The 14473-nt window shown below is 71.9% G+C and carries 11 protein-coding genes; 3 read left to right on the top strand and 8 right to left on the bottom strand.

Going from position 1 to position 14473, the window contains the following annotated elements; translation table 11 throughout:
- Positions 1–73: 73 nt before the first annotated feature.
- Positions 74–1078: an endo-1,4-beta-xylanase XynA gene (gene xynA, locus KME79_RS40550; protein WP_219551272.1), complete on the bottom strand. Its 1005-nt coding sequence runs from the start codon at positions 1076–1078 to the stop codon at positions 74–76.
- 238 nt (positions 1079–1316) lie between these two features.
- Between xynA and KME79_RS40545 the strand changes: the two genes are divergently transcribed.
- Entirely contained in the window at positions 1317–2717 is a 1401-nt protein-coding gene (locus KME79_RS40545) for a M1 family metallopeptidase (RefSeq protein ID WP_219551271.1), read from the top strand.
- A 41-nt stretch (positions 2718–2758) separates the two neighbouring features.
- Here KME79_RS40545 and KME79_RS40540 read toward each other — a convergent pair whose 3' ends face one another.
- From KME79_RS40540 to KME79_RS40525, 5 genes are all read right to left on the bottom strand, one after another.
- A complete protein-coding gene (locus KME79_RS40540; RefSeq protein WP_246641241.1) occupies positions 2759–6736 on the bottom strand; it encodes a S8 family serine peptidase in 3978 nt (1325 codons plus the stop codon).
- 62 nt (positions 6737–6798) lie between these two features.
- Positions 6799–6927 carry a hypothetical protein gene (locus tag KME79_RS46730; RefSeq protein WP_281429644.1) on the bottom strand — a complete coding sequence of 43 codons (129 nt, stop codon included), beginning with the start codon at positions 6925–6927 and terminating at the stop codon, positions 6799–6801.
- Positions 6928–6993: 66 nt separating this feature from the next.
- A complete protein-coding gene (locus KME79_RS40535) occupies positions 6994–9810 on the bottom strand; it encodes a helix-turn-helix transcriptional regulator (RefSeq protein ID WP_308249227.1) in 2817 nt (938 codons plus the stop codon).
- An 82-nt stretch (positions 9811–9892) separates the two neighbouring features.
- Entirely contained in the window at positions 9893–10498 is a 606-nt protein-coding gene (locus KME79_RS40530; RefSeq protein ID WP_219551266.1) for a 2'-5' RNA ligase family protein, read from the bottom strand.
- A gap of 186 nt (positions 10499–10684) precedes the next feature.
- Positions 10685–10861 carry a hypothetical protein gene (locus KME79_RS40525; protein ID WP_219551264.1) on the bottom strand — a complete coding sequence of 59 codons (177 nt, stop codon included), beginning with the start codon at positions 10859–10861 and terminating at the stop codon, positions 10685–10687.
- 149 nt (positions 10862–11010) lie between these two features.
- On the opposite strand from KME79_RS40525, the gene KME79_RS40520 reads away from it, so the two are divergent.
- Positions 11011–11700, top strand: coding sequence for a DUF899 domain-containing protein (locus KME79_RS40520; protein WP_219551262.1), 690 nt, complete (start codon positions 11011–11013; stop codon positions 11698–11700).
- Here KME79_RS40520 and KME79_RS40515 read toward each other — a convergent pair.
- Together KME79_RS40515 and KME79_RS40510 are read right to left on the bottom strand one after the other, a co-directional pair.
- On the bottom strand, positions 11640–12329 hold the full coding sequence (locus tag KME79_RS40515) for a DUF998 domain-containing protein (RefSeq protein ID WP_219551260.1): 690 nt from the start codon (positions 12327–12329) through the stop codon (positions 11640–11642). The genes KME79_RS40520 and KME79_RS40515 overlap by 61 nt on opposite strands.
- A gap of 76 nt (positions 12330–12405) precedes the next feature.
- Positions 12406–13626 (bottom strand): erythromycin esterase family protein, encoded by a 1221-nt coding sequence (locus KME79_RS40510; protein ID WP_219551258.1) that lies wholly within the window; start codon positions 13624–13626, stop codon positions 12406–12408.
- A gap of 277 nt (positions 13627–13903) precedes the next feature.
- Here KME79_RS40510 and KME79_RS40505 point away from each other — a divergent pair, with 277 nt between their 5' ends.
- On the top strand, positions 13904–14386 hold the full coding sequence (locus tag KME79_RS40505; protein WP_219551256.1) for a DoxX family protein: 483 nt from the start codon (positions 13904–13906) through the stop codon (positions 14384–14386).
- The last annotated feature ends 87 nt before the right edge of the window (positions 14387–14473 follow it).

Raw genomic sequence — 14473 nt, 5'->3', positions numbered from 1 at the left:
GAGCTGCGCGGGAAGCCGGCATGAGCGGCTCTTCCCAGGCGGGCCGCCTGGGAAGAGCCGCCCGGGTACGAGGTCAGCCCGCGCTGCAGGAGACCGTCGGCCAGGTCCAGTTGCCGTTGTGCTGGATCGTCACCCCCCAGTTGTTGCCGCTGCCGTTGGGCCTGGCGGTCAGCACCTGGGAGCTGGGGTAGCTGGCGCTGATGTTCCAGGTGGAGAGGATCCTCGCGGGTGACGGCACGTTCATCGTCACGGTCCAGTTGCTCGAACCGCTGACCGAGACGCCGAGGTTGTAGCGGTCGCTCCACTGCTGGCCCTGCGACAGCGTCGCGGTGCAGCCGCCGCCCGGGTTGCCGGGGTTGCCGGGGTTACCCGGGTTGCCGCCGGTGCTGCCCAGGGTGATGTTGGAGTTCCCGCTGCTCTGGTATCCCTCGGTGGCCATGATCATGTAGTCGTGGTTGCCGAGGTTCATCCCGTTCCTGGCCCACGCGTCGAAGTGGTTGCCGGCGGTGATGGTGCCGCCCGTCCGCTTCGACTGCCGTACGCTCCAGTACTGCTGGAACGTCCTGGTGCCCTCGATGGAGGGGGCGTTGTAGCGCGTCGTCTCGTAGATGTCGTACGTGCCGCCGTCGCTGGTGACCGTGCCCTTGTACGTGCCGGTCGGCCGGTAGGTGCCCCAGTTGTCGACGATGTAGTACTCGACGAGCGGGCTTCTCGTCCAGCCGTAGAGCGTCAGGTACGCGTTGCCCGAGGGGTTGAAGCTGCCCGAGTAGCTGACCGTCCTGCGTCCTCCGGGGTTCCAGCCCTTGCCGGCGACGAAGTTGCCGGTGTTGCGCCATGAGGTGCTGTAGTTCCCGCCGGAACCCAGCTCCATGGAGACCGTTCCCTGGCTGTCGGTCCAGAACGAGTAGAAGTATCCGTTGTTGTTGCCGGTCTGGTTGGAGGTGATCGGGGCGGCGTGCGCGATGCCGGGCATCGCGACCGCCATGACCAGCGCTGCGGCTACGGCGCAGGATCGGCGGACGAAGGATGTGATGCCGCCGCGTCTGCGGGTCCTCGGGGGGGCGGGGGCGCCGTTCATGTGTGCTTCCTCCTCGCGAAGGCGGAGAGCGTGATGCGAACTGGCGACAGTGTTCATCCGGCCCCGAAAGTTGTCAACGATTCCCGAAACATATCGGAGACAGCGTGTCAGGTTACCCACCTGGCCACCGGCTCTACCTGCCCTATCGGATCTCCATGTCGGAGGTGAAAGTTTCACCGGCACCCGCAGGACGAGCAATCCCCCGCCGACCCCGGCGGTGATCACTATGATGTCGCGAATGCGGAGATTACCCTTACTGGTCCTGGTCGGCGCGCTGACCGCCACCTGCTGCGGCACCGCCTCGGCGGCCACTCCCGGCGAACCCGCCCGTTACGCCAAAGGGCGCTCGCAACCGGTCAAGGACCCGGTGTTCCCCGCATACGGCAACCCGTCGATCGACGTCCTGCACTACGGGCTGAAACTGGGCTGGCAGCCCGACCGCCGGAGCCTGACGGGCACCGCCGCCCTCACCGTCCGGGCCGTGAAGCCGATCAAGGAGATCAGGCTCGACTTCGGCCGCGCCCTGAAGATCGACCACGTGACCGTCGCGGGCAAGACCGCCAAGCCCGGGCGCAGGGGCGACGACCTGACGATCCCGCTCCGCGCCACCCTCGCCGCGAACAAGTCCGCCCGGGTGGTGATCCGCTACCACGGCGTACCGAAACCCCACAACTCCGGTCAGATGCGCTACGACCTCGCGCGGCTCGGCCTGCGCTCGTCCGCGGACGGGTCGGCCTGGGCGCTGCAGGAGCCCTTCGGCGCGTTCACCTGGTTCCCCGTGAACGACCACCCGTCGGACGAGGCACTCTACGACGTCGCCATCACCGTGCCCAAGGGCTGGGCCGGCGTCGCGCACGGCACGTACGGCGGCAAGACCGAGAAGGGGCGCAAGGTCACCTACCGCTGGAAGTCGACCGACCCGGTCGCCAGCTACCTGACCCTGTTCACCGTCGACAAGTACCGGATGCACCGGGCGAAGGGCCCGCGCGGCCTCCCCATCACCTACTGGGTGCGCCGCGAGGACAGGCATGCCCTGCCGGTGATACGCCGGATGCCGGAGCTGCTGCGCTGGATGGAGAAGAAGGCCGGTCCCTACCCGTTCCCCAGCGCGGGCCTGGTCGCCACCAGCGACTCCGGCATGGAGACCCAGCAGATGATCGCCCTCGGCGGCGACTACCTGCGCCCCGAGGTGGTGCTGCACGAGCTGGCCCACCACTGGTTCGGCAACAGCGTCGGCCCGCGGACCTGGAAGGACGTCTGGCTGAACGAGGGTTTCGCCATGTACTTCCAGATCCAGTGGACCGCCGACCACAGCCCGGGCTCGATGGACGACCACATGGACGACCTGCGCCTGGAGGAGAGGTTCGCGCGCCGGCTGGCGGGCCCGCCGGGCGACTACCGGCCCGAGCGGTTCGCCGACCACAACGTCTACTACGGCCCCGCGGTGATGCTGCACGAGATCAGGCGGCGCATCGGCGACGACAGGTTCTTCGCCATGACCCGCGCCTGGGTCCAGGAGCACCGCAACACCGGCCAGGACCGGGCGTCGTTCACCGCCTGGGTCAACGAGCACACGGGCGAGGACTTCACGGAGCTGATCGACGCCTGGCTCGACTCCAGGACCAGCCCCGAGGACTAGCCGGCGCCCGCCCCACCGGGGACGGGCGCCGGCGCGAGGGGTCAGCGCAGGTCGAACGCGCGCAGCGTGGTCTGCTTGACGCGGTTGCCCGCCGCGTCCCACGCCTCGACCTTCAGGCTCACCGCGCCCTTGGTGGCGCCGTAGGCCGGATACCTGGCCCCGGCGGTGTAGACGCCGTCCCGGCCGCGCCTGAGATCGGCGGGCTGCCAGGTGGCGCCGTCGTCGGTGCTCGTCCAGAGCCGGACTCCCGCGATGGCGGGCATCTTCGCGGCCGACGGCCCGTGGTAGGCCTCCAGCTCGAAGGTGTGCCTGCGGCCGGCGGCCACGGTGTTCCCGGTGGACAGGCTGTCACCGAGGTCGTAGCTCACGTACACGGCGGGGGTGGTGCGGCAGTGCTCCACCGGGCCGTCGATCCACCAGGCGTAGCAGTTGAGACCGGGCTTGGCGTGGTCCTCGCCCGGCGGGGCGGTGAACGTCCACTCGACGTCCTGCAGGTCGTTCCTGGCCGTCAGCCGGTAGACGCCCCGGCCTTCCGGCAGCGGGTAACGCGGCAGGGTGGCGAAGGGCTCGACGGGCGCGTTCGGGATCTCCCGGCCGTCGCGGTACAGGTGGATCTCGTACCGCGGCTGGAGGTCCCCGAAGGCCACGCCGTCGTCACGCCGCTCCCCGACCCCGCTGACCATGGACGGCGTCACCCAGAGGTTGCCGTCGTGCACGCAGATCGCGCACGGCACCCCGACCACCAGCTTCTCCAGCGGGGCGGCCTTCGGGTCGGCGAGCTTGAACACCTTCTCCGAGGCGGTCGCGGCGCCCGGCGTGCTCGGGGTGGTGAACCACCGTTGCGTCGTCCGTCCCGGCTTGTCGAAGACGTCGACGCGGTAGCGCGACTCCTCGGTCTCCGCCGCCGGATCGGGCGTGGTCAGGGCCGACATGCCCGTCGAGTGCACGATCGTACGGTCCAGCGGCCAGACCCACTGGTGCCTGCGCTGCGGCAGCGGCAGTGACCAGTTCACCGCGTCCGTGCCGGTGCCCGTGTAGGTCACGTCGTCGGTGCGCCACGTGCTCCGCCAGACCGAGGCCTTCCTGTACGGCCCGGCGTGCACGTCGAAGTCGACCCGGTGGAGCTGGCGGTCGGTGACCTTGTAGTGCATGGAGTCCGGAATCCGGCCGTCCGCGTACGGCTTGAACACGTAGGAGTACGGGGTGTGCGGCGTGCCCTCCACCCGGATGGTGACCCGGCCCCGGCGGGCCTCCTCGCGCACCTTCACGCCCTCGGCGTGGGACACGTACGCGATCGGCAGGTTGACCGGCAGCAGGGGCCCGCTGAACGGCTTCTGCGCGAGGGCCAGCGGGATCGGGCAGGAGGCCGGCCGCTCGTTGAAGGCGAGGATGCCGGCGGCGCCGGCGTCCCTGATCGGCCCGACGCGCTCGATCTGGAGACCGCACTGCGGCCCTTGGACCCCCTCGGCCGGCTCGGCGTCGATCAGGACGAGCGCGCCGCGCAGGTCCTTGCCCGCCAGGTCCTCGGGAAGGCCCTTGCCGGCGTCGACGATCCGCAGGTCCCGCGTGCCCTCGAAGGGGACGTAGCCGGGGTGGAGCTCCGCCCGGTCGAGGACGTGGACCCTGGAGACCGGGTTCAGCGACAGCCGCTTCGGCGTCCGCGCGGTCATGGTGACCTCGGGCACGCCGAGCTCCCACTGCCCGGTGAAGCGGAACGCGCCCTTGGTGACCTTCTTGGTCGGCAGCGCCCACACCTTCTCCCACGCCCCGACGGGCGGCGCGTTGAGCAGGGTGCCGCCGTAGATCTGGCCGCTGGGGAGTGTCCGCTGGAAGAAGGCCTCGTACATGTTGTTCAGCGGTTCCGCGGTCTTCGGCGTGGTGAAGCGGATCTGGGACGCCTTGCGGGCGTCGAGGGTGATCTCGGTGTCGCCGGTGATGGTGAGCTCCGGCTCGAACAGCCAGCCCCGGTTGGCGCGGTCGTCGCCGTCCACCCAGTCGAGCACCTGCAGCAGGCTCACGGTGCCCGCGGGCACCCGCGTCACGACCACGCCCGTGTCGTGCACGTTGTGCGGGCCGAGCTCGCCCTTGGTCCCATCGACGTCGACGACGCTCATGATCGCCGGGGTGCGCGGCTTGCCGTCCCTGTCCAGGGTGCGGATCGTGAGGTCGAACTTGGGGACGTCGCGCACCGCGCCCACGGGCGTGGTGAGGCGGACCCCCTCGGCCTCGGCGATCACGGCCCCGCTGTACTTGCCCAGCTCCAGCCCGGCCGGATCGAGGGTGACGGTCGTGCCCGCCGTGCCGCCCGCGGGGATCGTCAGCGTCGCGTCCGCGACACTGACCTTCGCCCCACCGCTCATCTCCGCCTTCAAGGCGAGCGTGACGGGCTGGTCGCCCAGGTTCGTGTACGCGACCTCGCCGGTCTTCGGCTCACCCGATCCTTCGAGCAGGCCGAAGTCGACGCCGCCGCCGGTGGTGAAGACCCGCTGGGCGGTGGCCCTGTCCAGGTCCAGGCGGCCGGCGCCCTGCTCGTACACGGTGAAGCCGTCGTCCTTGGCGGTCGACATCAGCGCGGCCTTGAGCTGCTGAGCCGTCCAGTCCGGGTGCCGCTGCGCCATGATCGCGACGGCGCCGGCCACGTGCGGCGTGGCCATCGAGGTGCCGTTGGCGCCCGTGTAGTGCTCGTCGACGGGAGTGCCCATGGCCGTGCCCGCCGCCCGCGCGGCCACGATGTTCACACCGGGAGCCGCGATGTCCGGCTTGAGCCCGGAGTCCCCGACGCGCGGGCCGCGGCTGGAGAACGGGGCGAGCTGGTCGTCCTTGTCGACCGCGGCCACGGTCAGCGCCGCGTCCGCCGCGCCGGGGGCGCTCACGGTCTCCTCGTTGTAGAGGTTGCCCGCGGCCACCACGAACAGGGCGCCGGTCTCAGCGGTCAGGTCGTTGACGGCCTGGCTGAGCGGGTCGGTGCCGTCCGTGGGCGGGCCGCCGAGGCTCATGCTGACGGCCTTGGCGCCGCTGCGCGCGGCCCACTCCATGCCCTCGATGATCCACGATTCCATGCCCTCGCCGTTGTCGTTCAGCACCTTGCCGACGACGAGCTGCGCGCCGGGGGCGACGCCCTTGTGCCGGCCGTCCGAGGCCGCGCCGGTACCGGCGATGGTGGCGGCGACGTGGGTGCCGTGGCCGTGCCCGTCCTGGACGGGCTGGCCGGGGACGAACGAGTGGCTGTCGGCGATCCTCCCGCTCAGGTCGGGGTGGGCGGCGTCGGCGCCGGTGTCCAGGACGGCGACCGTCACGCCGGTCCCGTCGTGCCCTCGCTCCCACGCCTGCGGCGCGCCGACCATCGGCACGCTCACGTCCAGGTCGGCCTTGACCTTGGCGTCCAGCCAGAGCTTGGCGATGCCGCCGCCCAGCGTGCCGGGCGCGGCCAGGCCCCGCCTGGCGTCCGGCCGCTCGCGCACGGCCGCCCAGAAGGCGACGGTCCCGGCCTTGTCGACGTCGAGGGCGGAGGCGTGGATGCTCTCCAGCGTCTGGGTGGGCTCACTGGCGGGGATGGCCGCGGCCGAGCGCTTGACGGACGCCTCGGCCTGGTCCTGCGGATACTGGACGATGACCGGCACCCGCTTGGTCGCGTCGTCGGCGTACCCGTTCTCGGCCAGATACTTGACGTCGAACAGCCGCTTGTCGAGCAGCCCCGCCTGGACGGCGGAGACCGCGTCGTCCGGGAGCACGAAGACGCCTTCAGGGGTGAACTGGGTGAACAGGTTGACGCGGCGGCCTTCCTGCCGCGTGCCCGGGGCGGTCTCCACTCGATACTTGCCGGCTTCCGACCGGCTCAGCTGGACCTTGTCACCGGTGATCAGGGTGATGACGACCTTGCCGGCGCGCACACCGGACAGGGCGACGGTCTGGGTCCGATCCTGCGCGGCGGGAGCGGGGGTGGGCGTGGTCCCGTCGGCGGCCGACGCCGGCGTGGCCGCCAGTGCCGTGGTCAGCATCGTGGCCGCGGTCAGGATCATGCCTGCGCGGCGCGCTAACGAGGGGCGGGGCAGTGCCATGGTGGCCTTTCTGGAGGGGGTGGTCAGGCGGGCTCGAAGCCGTCGGGCGGCAGGAGCGGCTCAGGCGGCTCTGACGGCTCGGTCGGCTCGGTCGGCTCCGTCGCCTCTTCCTGGCGGTCGTCGGGGCCGGGCTCGGAGGTGTTTTCGGACATGCCGCAAGTGTCGCCACAGCCAGGCGGAATGGGGTATGGGGCGCCCTATGGGGAAAAATCCCCAATCTAGGAATTCAGGTGGCGGGCGAGCTCCGTCCGCGACCGCGCCCCGACCTTGCGCATGGCCGCGCTGACGTGCTTGTCCACCGTCTTCGGCGACAGGAACAGCTCCTTGGCGATCTCCTGGTTGGTCAGCCCCTCCGCCGCCAGCCGGGCCACCTGCTCCTGGCGGGCCGACAGCGCCTGGTCGCCGCCGTTCTGCGCGGGCGCGGGCGGGCGGACTCCCCACCGGCGGCCCAGCCCCGTGGCGCGGTCCAGGTCCCAGCGGGCGTGCAGCCCGCCGTACAGCGTGACGGCCCGGCCCAGGTGGACGGCGGCCTCGGGGTCGTCCAGGGCGAACAGGCAGGCGGCGGCGTGCTCGTGCGCCTGCGCGGCCTCGTACAGCGCCGGGACCCGCTCGAACGCCTCGGCCGCCGCGGCGAACTCCCGCGCGGCCTCGGCGCCGCGTCCCCCGTCGGCGGCCAGCAGGCCGCGGGCGTGGCCGAGAGCCGGTCCGGCCAGCGGCGCGTCGAGCCCGGCCAGCCGGGACGCGTGCCTGTCGATCACGTCCGCCGCCTCCGCGGCGCGGCCGGCCGCCAGCAGCGCCTCCGTCAGCGCGGGCAGGGCGCGGACGGCCACCGGCCACAGCCCGCCCGCCTCCCAATGGGAGGCCGCCTCCGCGGCCGTCGCGATCGCCTGCTCCGGTTCGCCGCGCGCGGCGGCCAGCCTGAGCAGCATGCTGATGGGCAGGACGAGGTCGTCGAACTGGCCGCGCGACTGGGCCATGGCGATCGCGTCGAGCAGGGGCGGCAGCGCCGCCTCCTGCCGCCCGAGCACCGCGCCGAGGCAGGCGGCCACGATGTCGACCAGGATGCGCTCGTGCGGTTCGTCGCCGAAATGGCCGCGCAGCTCCTCCAGCCGCGCCGCCAGCCCGTCCCACGAGCCGTCGAAGTAGTCGGCGGCGGCCAGGTTCACCAGGCAGCGGAGCTCCAGCCGCCCGCGGAGATCGGGCTCGGCCCCGTCCTCGATCGCCGCGGCCAGCAGGCGGCGGGCCTTGCGGTGGTGACCGCTGAACAGGGCCGCGCCCCCGATGGACCGGTAGGCGTTGACCTCGCGGCGCAGCAGCCCGCGCCCGCCGGTCTCGCGCAGCAGGTCCTCCGCCAGCCCGTCCCAGCGCGGATCGCCGATCACCACGAAGATCATCGCGATCTTGCCGAGCACCAGCATCCGCATGGCGGGGTCGCCGACGGCGGGCAGGGTCGCGAGCGCCCTCTCCAGCCAGGCCCTGCTCTCGGCGGGCGGCAGGTCGCTCGGCGGGCGGCCCACTCCCACCATGGCCCAGGCGGCCAGCCCCGGCTCCTCCTCCAGGTCCTCGACCGCCTGGGCGAAGGCGTCGCCGATGCGCGCGATGTCCGTCCGCGTGCGTTCCAGGTGGAGGGCGAGCAGGAAGCGGAGCCTGCCGCGGAGCGGGCGCGGCACATCCCCTTCCAGCGCGCCGGTGATGAGGTCGGCGACGGACGGCGGGCGCAGCAGCTCCAGCGCGGCCCAGCCCAGCTTCACCGTCAGCTCCGCCCGCCGTGCCGCCGGCAGGTCGGTGTCGCGCAGCACGTCCTCCAGGAGGCGCGCGGCCTCGGCGTCGTCGCCCAGCCTCGACGCCTGGTCGGCCGCCTCGATGGCGGTCTCCACCCACTGCTCGGCCCGTCCGGCGTGCCGCAGGTGGTGGGCCAGGCGGCCCAGCGGCACCGGTCGAAGCCCTCGTACGAGATCCGCGGCGGCGGCGTGCAGCGCCTGGCGGCGGCCGGGCGGGATCGCCTCGTAGACGGCCTGCGCCGCCAGCACGTGCCGGAACCCCACCGCGCCGCCCGTCTCGGCGAACAGCCCCGAGCCGAGCACCTCGTCGATCGCCCCGGCGTCACCGTCGGCGAGCACCTCGATGGGCACCGGCGTGCGCAGCACGGCCGCCCGCTCCGCGGCGCGCTTGGCCCCGTCGGAGAGCTGCGCGACCCGCTCGCGCACCGTGACGCGGACGCCGCTCGGCACGTCCAGCTCGTTGAGCGCGCGCCGCGCCCATCCGCCCTCCCATTTGATGAGCGTCCCCCGCGTGCGCAGCAGCGCCAGCAGCTCCTGCACGGCGAGCGGCAGGCCGGACGCCCGCGCGCGGAGGTGTTCGGCGAACTCGGCCGTCACCTGGTCGGCCTCCAGGATGGCCGACGCCATGATCCGCGTCTGGGCGGCGTCGAGCGGCGGCAGCACCAGGTGTGCCGCGCTGATCGCGTCGGCTGTCCGCGCGGTGATCGCGCGCACCGCCGCCGGCGCCTCCTCGCCCCGGTACGTCAGCACCACGCGGAGCGTGCCGGGCAGCACGGACATCAGGTAAGTGAGGAACTCGACCGTCTGCCCGTCCGCCCAGTGCAGGTCCTCCACGAGCAGGACGGCGGGCCCGAGCGCGGCCATGACCTCGGCGAGCCCTCGGAAGAGCCGGTGACGCTCGGCCGCCCGGTCGTCGGGCAGCCGGGGCTTCTCGGGCAGCACTCCGGCGAGCTCGGGCAGCAGGTCGCGCAGCGCTCCCGCGACCGGCGTCAGCTCCGCCCCGGCCAGATCGGGCGCGCGCCCGCGCAGCGCCTCGACGATCGGCCCCAGCGGGAACGGCTCCCTGATCTGCACGCACGACCCGCTCAGCACCCGCATCCCCGCCACGGCCGGGTCGCCGAGCAGCTCGGCGGCCAGGCGCGACTTGCCGATGCCGGCCTCGCCCTCGATCACCGCCACGGAGGGCGCGGTGGCCACGAGCGCGACGAGCCGGGCGAGCTCCTTCTCCCTGCCCACCAGAACCGGGGAGATCACTCGGCCAGCTCGCACCCGAGTATTCAACTGCACGCGCTTTCACAGATCAATCGTCACCCTATGGGCGGTTTCCAGGACGGCCTCATGACGCGCCGAGCCGGACCTCCGCCACCGGGCGCCAGCTCAACGCCGCCTCCTGGTCGACGATGTGGATGCTGCGGATCGTCACCTCACGGTCCGGCAGCCGCTCCCCCAGCGCGTCGATGACGGGGGCCGCGGGGCCGTCGGAGTTGCTGTAGGCCAGCGTGACCCGGGGTGTCCACGGCTCGTGGTCCAGGACGCCGTCGCGGCCCGTCGCCGCCCGCGTGGCGAACTTCGCCGCTTCGAGCAGCGGCCGGAGCCGCTCGACCGGCCGCGCCTCCAGCGCGACCGACTCGGGGTGGTACAGCACCCGGCCCAGCGTGACGGTGAACGGCTCGACCCTGGCGAGCTGGCCCGCCGCCTCCTGGGCCATCACCCGTACCTGGTCGCCGGTGATCTCGTCCGAGCGGCCGGCGACGAACGTGGTGAGGTGCACGGACTCGGGCGGCACCCGATCGAGGCCGGGCACGCCGGCCAGGCGGTCGTGGGCCTCCTGGACGATGGCCCGCGCGCCCGGGTCATCCCCCAGCAGGACCTGCCAGTAGAGCCGGTCCTGCGGTCGCCGTCTCTCCCAGCGGTCGGCCATACGCGTGGGGAGTGAGCTCACACATCCTCCTCGGTGGGGGCGGGCAGAGCCCGAGCGGGGTTGAACGTGTCTAATCGTGCCGATCTGCTCACGTAGCGTGGTCACGATATCGGAGCCGCGCGCGCGAAGGACGGCCAATCGCACGCACCGCCCGGCTCAGTCCTGTGGCTTGCGCCAGACGATGCTGTAGCGCGAGAGGCCGCCCGCCTACCGGTAGGCGGGGTAGTAGGGCAGCTCGGCGACCTCCCAGTGCGCCCGGTACGCCTTGACCACCACGGTGCCTCCGCCGGGGGTCGCACACCTCAGGACGTGGCTGCGCGAACTCCCGCCGAGATCGACCGGCCCGCTGACCTCCTCGCCCAGGACCGCCGCGGCCGCCGCCAAGATCCTCTCTACGCCTGCACCCTAAAGGATCGCGGTTGGCGGCATTCCTACCGAAACGTGAGGAACGCCTGCCGATGAATTCGACGGCCGGGGCAGGTCTACCTCTTTCGGACACGGCAAGTTTCGGACACGGCAAGCAGGGAGAAGACATGGACACGAAAGCACTACCGCCCGTCGTCGACGCCGCCACCTGGCAGCGTGAGCTCGAAGCGCTGCGGGTCAGGGAGAAGGCCGCGACCCGGGAGCTCGACGCCATCGCCGCCCAGCGCCGCCGCCTGCCGATGGTGCGGATGCCGGACTACACACTGGAGGGCGAGGACGGACCCGTCCGCCTGGTGGACGTCTTCGAAGGCAAGCGCCAGCTGATCGTCTACAACCACATGTGGTTCCCGGGCAAGGAGTGGCAGTGCCCGGGCTGTACGGGGTTCACCTCGCAGTTCACCCGGCTGGAGTTCCTGGACGACTACGACGCCCGGTTCGTCATCGTCACCCAGGGCCCCATCGACGAGGCACTCGCCTACAAGCGGCGGGTCGGCAACAAGATGACCTGGTACTCCACCGCGAACAGCCCGTTCGGCGCCGACGTCGGCGCGCCGCCCGGCGAAGGCTTCGCCGTCAACGTGTTCCTGCGCGACGGCGACACCGTCTACCGCACCTGGCACACCAACGGCCGGGGCACCGAGCAGCTCACCCACACCTTCGCGCTGATCGACCTCCTGCCGTACGGACGGCAGGAGGAGTGGCAGGACTCGCCCGACGGCTGGCCGCAGTCGCCCACCTACAGCCGCTGGGCCTCCTCCGAGGACATCGCGGCGCAGTACGGCGACGACAACGCCTGAGACCCGGCGCGCAACCACCAGGAGACGACGGCGAGCCAGCTGGAGATGATCACCGCGGCGGCGGCGAACCGCAGGCTCGCGCTGTCCTCGCTCCACGGCGGCACCGTGAGGACGAAGGTGGCGACGCTCGTCGCGGCGCTGTACACCGTCCGGCCGCGGCGTCCCTGACCGGCGAACCGCCGGGCGAACACGAGCCCGGCTGCGATCAGGGACAGGAACGCCGCGGCCGCGAAGACCGTGTGCAGGAGGCTGTTCACGCTGAGGTGCCCGGGAAGACCCTCGGGGGCGCCGACCGGCCAGCCCAGGGCGGGGTCGGGGGCGAAGATCCCGCCGCCGATCATGCCCACGCCGTAGACGAGGACCAGCGCCGGCCCGGACGTGCCCGCCCGTCCGGGGTGCAGCGCCCGCCGGATACCGGCCGCGAAGAGGACGGCCAGCAAGCCCGTGACCACGAAGTTCGCGATCTGGAGCCAGCCGAGATCGCCTAGTGTCAGCGAGCTCAGCGCGTGCCGGGGCAGGTCGAAGCCCTCGCGGGTGAAGGCCTGCGCGAACGAGACGACGGGGAAGAGCGCCCCGGCGAGCGCGCCGCAGCTCAGCAGGAGCGTGGTTCGGCGGTGTTGGGCGGTCATGGGTCCGGTCCTTTCACGAAAGGGTGCGTACCGCATGACGACGAACGGGAAGCCGCCGGATGGACAGCGCCGCCCCCTAGAGGGGCGTGCAGGGAGTGATCACCTGCCGGTGGATGATCACGTCGAACCACTGCGCCAGCGACCCGCCTTCCATGTACGACTTCTGCGCCGCCGCCGGGACGTAGTCCGAGTAACCGCGTACCTTCGCCGGCGCGCGCAGCCACGCGCGCACGGCCTCCGGCGCCTTGGCGCGCAGGTCCACGACGTACTGGGCGCGGCCGACGTCGCCGAACACGCGGTTGGCGAAGCCGGGGTCGGGGCGCGGGACCGGCGCCGTGGCCACGCCGCAACCGTCACCGGTGCTCAGCCTCCCGTGGTCGAACAGCACGCCGATCGAGCGGTAGCGGTCCCCGTACCAGCGGCGCAGGTAGGAGCCCGCGCTGTCGAAGGCGACCGCCTCGCCCCCGAGCACCATCCGCAGGCCCGGCGCGGCGGCGGTGTGCGCGCTCGCCGCCCAGTAGGCCACCTTGTCGCCGGTGCGGCGTTGCCACCAGCGCAGGTTCTCCGCCGCGCGGGCGTCACGGTAGGCGTAGACGTCCTCGAAGGGCAGGCTGAACGCCTCGTACCAGGAGAGGATCTGACGGGCGTGGTGCAGGGCCAGCCGCTGCCGGTCGTTCCCGGGCAGCCCTTCGACCAGCTCGTACACCGCGCGGGCGTGACGGATGTAGGGCCGCTTGTCGGTCACCCCCATGTACCACCTCAGGTTGGCCCCGGCGTCCTCGTGGCGGGGCCGGATGTGCCGCAGGTGCCGCCGCAGCTCGCCCAGCCGCTGCGGGGCGGCCTCGGTCACGTACGAGGAGACGGCGTCGTAGGCGAGGGAGCGGGTGGCGTAGTACTCCACGCCGACGAACCGCACCTTGTCGTCGTGGCCCGCGTTGTACGCCCGCAGCCAGGCGAGCACGTCGCGCACCTCGCGGTTCCGCCACGTCGTCGTCAGCTCGCCCATGAGCGCGTCGAGGTCGCCCTCGCCGGTCAGGACGTACCGGTTGACCCGCACGCTCGTCGTCCAGTCCTCCTCCCACGCGATCGAGCGGAACCCCATCTCCTCCACGAGGAAGCGCAGGACGCCGAACTTGATCGTGGCCTCCTCGTGGGTGCCGTGACTGGACTCCCCCAGGCCCACGACGGTGGCCGCGCCGATCGCCTCCCTGGTGACCTGCTGCTGGGCGTTCTTGTCGATCCAGTCGACGACGTGCGGATCGACGGCCAGGACACCTGCCATGAGCAAGCGCAACATGATGACTCCCGTTTCTGCGAAGGGACGGTGAGCCCAGAGTCCTGCTCGGCCCGGCGCCGGCGCGTCCGCCGGGCGTCCCATCGCGAACTACGCCCGCCGCCCTAGGGGATCGGACCGGACCTCCCCCTAGGGCGGACCCTTAGGCGTGAGGCAGTAGGCGCGTGACCCGCCGTACCTGTGAAGGCGTAGACCGACTGCCTCCCGTCGCCGGATGTTCTCCGCCGGCCGTCTCGCCAGTCTGGATCCAGACGGAAACGACACCGACGGGGAGAAAGAAATGATCGAGAACGCGACCTCAAAGCTGACCACCTGGCTGTCCAGGCACAGCATCGACATCCTGCGCGTCAGCCTCGGCCTGGTCTTCGTCGCCTTCGGCACGCTCAAGTTCTTCCCGGGAGTCAGCCCGGCCGAGGCCCTCTCGGTGGCCACGCTGGAGAAGCTGTCCCTGGGCATGCTGTCGGGCTACGCCGCCCAGCTCGTGATCGCCGGCATGGAGGTCTTCATCGGCCTCACCCTGGTGACCGGCAGACTCCTGAAGACCGGACTGGTCGTGATGACCGGCGCACTGGCCGGCTTCTTCGCACCGTACGCACTGTTCTTCACCGACCTGTTCCCCGGCGCCCCCACCCTGGAGGCGCAGTACATCTTCAAGGACATCGTCCTGGCCGCCGCCGCCATGGTCATCGGCGCCCGCGCCCTGGGCGCCCGGCTGGTCCCGGCCCGCGAGCGCCGCACGGAGCGCGTTCACGTGGCGGCCTGACCCCTCGCCGACGGTGCCTCCCGGACCGGTTCCGGGAGGCACTGTTGTGTTTCCGCTCGTGTCCTTGCTGCAGATAAAGCCAAATAA

Origin of the sequence: Nonomuraea harbinensis (assembly GCF_019396385.1) — a bacterium.
In the GTDB taxonomy this organism is placed as follows: domain Bacteria; phylum Actinomycetota; class Actinomycetes; order Streptosporangiales; family Streptosporangiaceae; genus Nonomuraea; species Nonomuraea ferruginea.
The sequence above is the reverse complement of the archived record's forward strand: the minus strand, read 5'-3'. Positions and strand labels throughout refer to the sequence as shown.

Excerpts from the sequence above, each read along its gene's own strand:
- xynA (WP_219551272.1), bottom strand. The coding sequence starts at position 1,078 with ATGAACGGCGCCCCCGCCCCCCCGAGGACCCGCAGACGCGGCGGCATC.
- KME79_RS40545 (WP_219551271.1), top strand. The coding sequence starts at position 1,317 with ATGCGGAGATTACCCTTACTGGTCCTGGTCGGCGCGCTGACCGCCACC.
- KME79_RS40540 (WP_246641241.1), bottom strand. The coding sequence starts at position 6,736 with ATGATCCTGACCGCGGCCACGATGCTGACCACGGCACTGGCGGCCACG.
- KME79_RS46730 (WP_281429644.1), bottom strand. The coding sequence starts at position 6,927 with ATGTCCGAAAACACCTCCGAGCCCGGCCCCGACGACCGCCAGGAAGAG.
- KME79_RS40520 (WP_219551262.1), top strand. The coding sequence starts at position 11,011 with ATGGACACGAAAGCACTACCGCCCGTCGTCGACGCCGCCACCTGGCAG.
- KME79_RS40515 (WP_219551260.1), bottom strand. The coding sequence starts at position 12,329 with ATGACCGCCCAACACCGCCGAACCACGCTCCTGCTGAGCTGCGGCGCG.
- KME79_RS40510 (WP_219551258.1), bottom strand. The coding sequence starts at position 13,626 with ATGTTGCGCTTGCTCATGGCAGGTGTCCTGGCCGTCGATCCGCACGTC.
- KME79_RS40505 (WP_219551256.1), top strand. The coding sequence starts at position 13,904 with ATGATCGAGAACGCGACCTCAAAGCTGACCACCTGGCTGTCCAGGCAC.